A 7,411-nucleotide genomic window follows, 5' to 3' on the forward strand; every position below is an offset into this window, starting at 1 on the left:
TGAATCAACGCTCACGTAAAGCACTCTGTTTTGCTCTTAATATGGGTTTGAGCAGGTAGTCCAGTACCGTTTTTTTACCCGTTATAATATCGACCCCGGCCTGCATGCCCGGAATGATCCTGAGCGGTGCCGTTTCCTGTCCCAGAAAACTTTCACTGGTACGAATGGTCGCCAGAAAAAAAGTATTTCCTTCTTCATCCTGGATCGAGTCGGCGCTTATTTTCTCTACTTCGCCGACCAGACCCCCATAGATAGTAAAATCATAGGCAGTAAACTTGACCATTGCCTCCAGTCCCGGACGTAAAAAACCGATATCCTTCGGCTCGATACGCGCTTCAACCAGCAAGGTATCTTCCAGTGGCACGATTTCAACCAGGTCCACCCCCGGCTGCACTATGCCGCCCACGGTATTCACGTTAAGGGTTTTAATGGTGCCTTTGACCGGAGAGGTCACCGAGGTGCGCCGCACTCGGTCCTGCAGGCCAACCTCTCCCTGCTGCAACTGAACCAGCCGGTTACGTCGCTCGTTCAGCTCTTTCTGCGCTTCGGAACGAAAGGTCAACGCCACCTCCTTGCGTTTGAAGATGTTTTCCCGCAGCGAAGCGTCGAGCTTGGGCAACAGCAGGCGGGTCGACTCCAACTCACCCCGCATCTCGTTCAACTGCCGTTCGAGACGCAGAATTTCCACCTGCGGCACTATGCCCTCCCGGGCCAGCGGACGGCTCATGTTCACTTCACGCGCGGCCAGCGAGACCCCACGCTGCAGCGTGCGAATCTTGGAATTGGTTTCAATCACTTCCTGCTCGCGCTGCTCTATCTGATTGCCGAAAATGGACAGCTGGTTTCTGACGAATCCCACTCGCTCGTTGAACAGGGAGCGCTGAAACTCGGGCTGACCCGGATATTGCTCGCGAAACTCATCGGGAAACTCAAGATCGACTTTTTCGACCTTGACCTGATCACGCCAGGCCAGATCCGGGTCTTCCTGAATATGAATCGAGTTTACCTCTGCCTTTAACCGCCGCACATCGCCCTGCAATGCCGCAATCTCCTGTTCCCGCTCCCGCAAATCCGACAGAAAACGGGTGTCATCAATCAGCAGCAACGCCTGACCCTTTTCCACCTGCTGCCCTTCACGGATATACAATTCGCGGACGATGCCGCCCTCCAGGTTGGACACCACCTGGATTTGGCTGGAGGGGATCACCTTGCCCATGCCCGAGGTGACTTCTTCCAGCTCGGCAAAATACGCCCATATGATGGCGACCATCACAAACAGCAGCATGCTCCACAACAGGGCCTTACCCGCCCTGGGAGTATTCAGCAACACGGCGGCGGCGGTGTCATCGGTATAGTCGAGCAGCTCCGGGGGCAATGACTTCTTAGCCATGACTGGCCTCCTTGCTACGTACCTTGCCGGATTGCAACTGCTGCAACACCTGCGCCTTGGGCCCATCCGCCACTATGCGCCCCTGCTCCAGTACGATGACCCTGTCTACCACCTCCAGCATGGAAGTGCGGTGGGTCACCAGCAGCAAGGTCTGGTCGGCCCTGAGCTTGAGCAGCTCCTGGCGAATATACAGCTCGGAACGGTTATCCATATTGGAGGTGGGCTCGTCCATCATCAGCATCACGGGATCGTTGAGCATCGCCCGGGCAATAGCCACCGCCTGGCGCTGGCCACCCGACAACTGACGGCCGCCCTCGCCCACCTGTTTGTCCAGCCCATCGGGATCCTGATTAGTAAACAGGGTCACCCCCGCCATTTGCGCCGCCGCCAGCACCTGATTTTCGTCCGCCAGCGGATTGGCAATCACGATATTGTCGCGAATGGAGCCAAAGAACAGGTTTACGTCCTGGGGCACACAACCAATATTGCGTCTGAGCACCGCCGGCTGCAGCTGTCCAATATCGATACCATCAATACGAATGGCGCCACCGGTAGGCTTGTACAAGCCCGCCACCAACCGCTCCAGCGTGGTTTTTCCCGAGCCGATGCGACCAATAACGGCCACCTTTTCTCCGGGCTTGATATGCAGGCTGAGGTTGCTCAGCACATCGTGCTCGGAGCCGGGGTACCTGAAGTTTACCTGCTCAAACAGAATGTCACCGCTGAATACCGGGTGGTGAATAAAGCGCCGCCCCGCTTCGTGCTCTTCGGGCGCCGCCATGATCTGCTCCAGAATACCCATGGCGGATCGGGCCTGGTTATAGCGGGTAGACAACACCGACATCTGTACCATGGGCGCAATGGCGCGGCCACTGAGCATGACCGCCGCAATCAGCCCGCCCATCGACAAGTCACCGGCAGCAATCAGATACACCCCCAGCACAATCAGGCTGATGGTGGTAAATTGCTGAGTGACGTTGGCCAGGGTAGAAACCGAATTGGTCAGACGCCGGGTTTTCATGCCCCAGCCGGCGATATGGCTGACGGCTTGCTCCCAACGGTGCTGAAAGGTGCCCTGGGCTCCAAACAACTTGATGGTTTCCAGCCCCGCAATGCCTTCCACCAGGTTGGCATTTTTCTGGGATGCCAGTCGCGCGCCCTCTTCAATGCTGCGCTTCAACGGCCGCTGGATCAGCAGACTAAAACCGATCAGCAACAAAATCGCGATAACCGGTACCCACACCATATAACCGGCAAAAATCCAGATGATCAGCAAAAACAGAAATGCGAACGGAATATCGACCAGCGCGGCCACCGTGGCCGAGGTCAGAAAATCCCGCACCGACTCGAATTCCTGCAAATGCTTGGCAAAGGCACCGGTAGAGGGCGGCCGGGCCTCCATGCGCATGCCCATCACCTTGGAAAAAATCTGTGCCGACAGCAGTACATCCGATTTTTTGCCGGCTACATCGATAAAGTGGCTGCGTAGCATACGCAGCAAAAAATCGAACAAAAACACGATACCGGCGCCAATAGCCAGTACCCATAACGAATCGAAAGACAGATTGGGCACTATCTTGTCGTACACATTCATGGTGAACAGCGGCGTCACCAGGGCAAAAATATTGATCAACAGGGAGCCGATCAATACATCCCGGTAAATGGAAAAGGAGCGACGCAGGGTTCCCCAGAACCAGTGTCCGTCTTGCGTATCCAGCACCTTGGGTGATCGGGCATCAAACCGGAACTTCGGCTTGGTAAAAATAACGTGTCCGCTGTAATTGGCGGCCAGCTTTTCAAACGGCAGCCATTGTTCCCCTTCTCCCGAGCCCGGCAACATCACCCGGCAACGGGCCTGCTCGGTATCCGTCTCCAATAACACACCGGCGCCGCCTTCTTTAAACAACAGAATGCAGGGCAACAACAAGTCTGAAATATCGTCCAGGGAATACGCCGCATGATGGGCCGATAACTCGGCTCGTTCGGCCGCGCGCGAAAACAGCAAGGGGGTCAACTTGCCATCCGCTAGCGGCAAGCCGTTGATCAACGCCTCTCCCTGATAAGGGTGGCCGTACACCTTGGTCAGAAACACCAGACTTTGCAGCAAGGGATCCTGAACCGTTTGTGAGTCCTGCATGAATGCTACTGCTCTCTTCAGTCACGTCTGAGCCTTATTCTAGTGAAGTTATGGCTCTAAATGTCAGAAAAACAAAAAAACAGCGCCCCTGCATAACAAGGGCGCCATCAAGTTGAACGATGATCAGCCGTTGTCCGGCAGCTTGCCCACCAACTCATCCACCAGTATCTGGCTCAGAATATCCTGCTCGTAGGCAACTCCGTCCAGGGTGATATTCAGCGAGGCACCATTGTCACTGGACATACTGACCGTCGTCGCGTTTTCATCACCGTCCACAGAAAGATAGTTCCCCAGGTCTTCCTGCTCTTTGTCAGTCAGAAAATCGGACAAATCCAGCTTGTCTTCATTCAGCTCAAACCCTTTGACAGTGTCGCTCTGAGATTGTCCGGACTGCGCTTCTTCTGCACTCCAGTAGAGGATATCCTCGGCGCCGTCATCCGCGCCCAGGTCGATAATGTCATCGCCCAGGCCGCCAGCCAGCCAATCGCTCCCTTCGGTACCGGTAATGGCATCATCTCTATCCGTGCCCTCGATGGATCCACTTGCCTGCATACCGGCGGTAAAGGCCGCCTCGGTGGTATCCCCGTCCGCATCGGTGGCGGTGACGGTAAAGTCCATCTCTACCGGCAATGGCAGTGCCTGCTCCTGCTCGATACTGAAGCCGAAATTGACCTTCACATTGGTGGTGCCAATCTCCCCATTATCATCATAAAACCCAGCAGTCACTTCGAGCTGGTCTATTGCTTCGCCGGCACCGAAGGGGTTATTTACCGTATATCCGTCAAGGGCTCCGCCCACATAGCCGCCTTCAATCTCTTTGAAACCATCGGCATCCACCACATAGTCGCCATAACGGCTGTCCAGCATGATGGTCTGGGTTGAACCGTTAGTGCCGGTAACCGTAAGGTAAAGCACATCGGTCGACTTGCCTTGTCCGAATCCGGGATCCCCCTTCCCCTTGAAAGAAAGATTGATGGCGCTGGCCGCCTCGGCCGGATTGTAGATCAAGCTCTCACTCGTCAGGCCCGTCTTCTTACTGTGGTAGCTGTTGATAATATTGTTACCAATGCCAATGCCGTCTTTGGACGCATTGACCGAACTGCCCGTAGTATTGGCGGTGAAACGGGTATTATTCATTCCATGCAGCGTGAGTGTCTGATCCTCTTCTGCCACCGAGACCAGAGCCTTCACGGTACCGCTTGTTGATACATCTTTATAACTGATTTCATAAGTATCAGTGGGGCCTGATGCTTTAACTGCTTTATCAAAATTTTCCGGAGTAATACTGATTTGCACCGGCTCGGCACTCAGCGCTATCTGGTAACTGCCGTCCTCGTTCAGTGTCAGGGTGAAAATCACCTCTTTCACACCGCCCAGACCCTCGGCATTACCGTAGCTGAAGCTGCCTGGGTAAACCCCAGCCACATTCGACTCACTCAGCTGCAGATTACCGGCAGCCTTGCCAGCCACCGTCACACCATCCAGGACTATTTGCTGGATCATCTCCAGGCCCGGCAAGGTATCCGCACCGGCCTCGGCCGACCAGAAACCGTTAATCACGCTGGATGCCGTCACCGCATTGGCAAAGCTCACCGTCGGTTCATCATCCTCAATGCGTATCGACAAAGAGCCGCTGGCGCTGCCGCCGCCGTTTTGTTCCAGCTGTACCGCAAATTCATCAAACAAGGCGTCTTCATCCGGAGCATGAGTATTGCTTTGGTCCAGGGTGTAGCTATATGTAACGTCACCGGTCTCGGGGTCATAGCCGGTCATGGTCAGGGTATTACCCAAGGGGCTGGTAATGGTGGTTTCATTGAACACCCCATCGCTGATCACCGCCTTCCCGGCGATAGTCAGGCTCTTGATACCCTGTGACGCCGCCACCTTGAAACTGCCGGACTGGGTCAGACTCTGGGTATCGGTTTGGGTGCCGCTGGCAAGATGGCTCTCGTCCAGCACCAGGTCTCCGCCCTCGATGCCAAGCCCCGCAATGGTCGGTACAGCCCCTTCACCGCCGCTTTCTGCTGAGCCGGAAATCGTCATACTGGTAGATTGTTCATCCGCAGCGCCATCCTGCGCCGTGGCAATAACGGTCAATTCGAGCGCCTTGCTGGAGCCGGTGAGAACGGAGACACCTTCTATCGTCACCTTGCCGGTAGCTTCATCGATTACCACCGTATAGCCATCGCTGTTTTCCAGTGGCAACGTCCAGCTGAACAGGCCATCGGCATCGGCCGTTTCGCTCTTATTGCCATGCGACAATTCAGCCCCGCCGGGGACTTTTACGATAATAGACGTTATTTCTTCGGAGAAATCACTGTCAGTCGGGGTGGCCGTGATCTCCAGCGAATAGATTTTCGCCGTGGTGTAGCTTACTTTGTGGATCAGATAGTCACTGTTATTGCTACCGCCCTGAGCTGCGTTGGGGGCGGTAAACTCGATACGACTGATAAGTGCATCATTATTACCGGTCACGGTAAAGGGAGCCTCGATTGTATCATTTGTACCTTTAACAATGCCCGAACCGATAACCTTGCCATTGCTGTCTTTCAGTTCATATTTGGCGTATTCACTTGATGATAGCCACGAAAACTGGGCGGTCAGCTCGGTCACCGGCACATCGAAATCAATCGCCAGCATTTCGGACTTGCCATCTTTTTGTCCAATCTCGGTAGCAGCACCCGAGCCACCATTATTCGCCACCCCAAATCCTTCCACGGTGCCATTGGATTTAAGATATGTGCTTATTTGATCCTTACCTCCGTTGAGGTTGTACGCCGTCACCGTAAAGCCCAATCCAGTCTCTTTTACGTTACCAATATTGATGCTCTGCGTCTGTGATACCGGCTCACCCAGCTCTACCGTCACTTGTGGCACATCCGTCACTGGCTGTACCTTAATGTTCAGAGAAGCTTCTGCCGAGGCTACACCGGCATTATCGACCGCCTGATAATTGAATGAGGTATCACCACTCCAGTCTTTAGTGGGCACAAAGGTCAGAGTAAGCTCGCCTTCGTCGTCGGCAGAAATTTCCATGCCTGAGGTCACCACTTCCTCACCCAAAAACAGAGTGCCGTTTTCAGGCAGGGTATTGATGATGAACGACTTCACGCTGCCACCGGCATCGGTGGCCGACAGTTTGATCTCGATACCGGCGCTGTCTTCCAGACCTTGAGCATTGGCGCTGGTGGCGACCGGAGAGTGGTTCACATTGACCGACGTGTTACCAGCTGTTATCAGCTCCTCATATTTTTCATCACCGACAACATTCTTGATAGCGTTATCAATCTGAGTCTGGCCACTGGTATCGACCGACGCACTGCTGCCGCTAATCTCACCGTCCGTAATGGTAACAGTCTCGCCATTGGCCAGAGTAAACGTCAGCCCGCCATGCTGGCTCAGATCCATGCCTGCCGGCCCGGTCAGGGTCACGGTATAGCTGATGCTATCGCCTTCGGTCACACTGGCGCTGCTCACGCTCAGTACCGCCGTCACCGGGGTATCGGTGTCATTGACGGTGACCGTGGCGCTGTCGCTGATGTCCAGCTGTTCGAAGTTGTGCGCACCGGCGTCACTGACGCTCACGCTGAAGGTCTCCCCGTCCTGATACACGTCGTCGCCCTGAATGGCGAACGGCGTGGAGACCGCCTCGGTCGCTCCGGCCGCAAAGAACAGGGTCGCCTGGTTGCTCAGGGTCACGGTAAAGGCCATGCCCGCCGGGTGACTCAAGGTCCCGGTCACGGTCGCCGTGCCACTGCCTTCGTTGACGCTGATGTCACCCAGGCTCAGGCGGGTGCTGTCACCTTGCCCGCTCGGCTCATCGGTCACGGTGACCTGGGTGGCGGTCGGATCCAGCACCAAGTGCTCGAAGGTCTCGCCGCCCG

General features: G+C 55.3%; 3 protein-coding genes. All 3 read right to left on the reverse strand.

Annotated elements, in window-relative coordinates:
* Positions 1-4 precede the first annotated feature (4 nt).
* Complete coding sequence (locus ABD827_RS02450) at positions 5-1,390, reverse strand: HlyD family type I secretion periplasmic adaptor subunit (RefSeq protein WP_344962021.1); 1,386 nt, start codon at positions 1,388-1,390, stop codon at positions 5-7.
* On the reverse strand, positions 1,383-3,527 hold the full coding sequence (locus ABD827_RS02455) for a type I secretion system permease/ATPase (RefSeq protein ID WP_344962023.1): 2,145 nt from the start codon (positions 3,525-3,527) through the stop codon (positions 1,383-1,385). The genes ABD827_RS02450 and ABD827_RS02455 overlap by 8 nt, the downstream gene beginning before the upstream one ends.
* A gap of 123 nt (positions 3,528-3,650) precedes the next feature.
* A complete protein-coding gene (locus ABD827_RS02460) occupies positions 3,651-7,385 on the reverse strand; it encodes an immunoglobulin-like domain-containing protein (RefSeq protein ID WP_344962033.1) in 3,735 nt (1,244 codons plus the stop codon).
* Positions 7,386-7,411 lie beyond the last annotated feature (26 nt).

The organism is Oceanisphaera sediminis, assembly GCF_039539745.1.
In the GTDB taxonomy this organism is placed as follows: domain Bacteria; phylum Pseudomonadota; class Gammaproteobacteria; order Enterobacterales; family Aeromonadaceae; genus Oceanimonas; species Oceanimonas sediminis.